Below are 799 nucleotides of genomic sequence, written 5' to 3'. Positions count from 1 at the left end.
TTGTTTTAAGAGGGGGTAGATTTACTTGAGTCGACTCACTACTTCTATTTTTGCTCAGTTGAAGTGTCGGTACATTCGTTTTGATTGGTTTCCGTTTCTGCTGAGTCGCTGATCGGTTTTTTCTTTTTTGCCTTCTTGGCTTGAGGTTTGATCAAGTTACCTTCGCCTACGACACGGTTTGTTCGTTTTGCTTCGGTCAGGAGTTCGCTTAGCTCTCGTATGCGGGTGTTTTTCGTATCATTATCTATGCTGGTCTTTTTCAGCAAGTCCAGAGCTTGCTTGATATGCATCTGATACATCGTCATATCGCCTTCCTCAGCGAAGCTGTCGGCCTGGTATAAGTTACTATTTATGTTGAGCTCGACCTTGACTGTTTGCAGATGAATTTGCAGCTCCTGGCACTTTGCCGCCGTTAATGAGCCTTTATTGCGATAGATGTCGAGTAACTTACTGATTTGACCGATTTGGCTTTGTGCCTGGGTCAGTTCAATATCACTGGTGACATAACAGGCGACTTTATTTTCTCGTTGTCCGCTTTTGAAGTTTAGTAACTTTCCCTCTTGAGTTCGTAAGTGGGAAAGAATTAATTGATCGTCGGGGGCTAATTGCTGCGCTGCTTTTAAGGCGTTCACTGCTAAAGATTGAACTTGGGTGATCAGTACGTAGCTTTCATCAATTTTTAATAAAAGTGAGGTGTAGCTTAATAGCTCATCAGCTTGTTGCCTTAGTTTGTTAATGCGAAGCTTGCGCTTTTTCATTGCTTGTTGGCGGCTATAACTTATGCCACTGGCAACCATTG

1 protein-coding gene is annotated in these 799 nt (G+C 42.9%); it reads right to left on the bottom strand.

Annotated elements, in window-relative coordinates; all coding sequences use genetic code 11:
* Positions 1–44 precede the first annotated feature (44 nt).
* On the bottom strand, positions 45–799 hold a 755-nt coding region (locus A3729_RS33400; RefSeq protein ID WP_068509743.1), incomplete at its 5' end, for a hypothetical protein.

It is taken from the genome of Oleiphilus sp. HI0043 (genome assembly GCF_001634935.1).
This window is presented reverse-complemented; position numbering and strand designations above follow the sequence as displayed.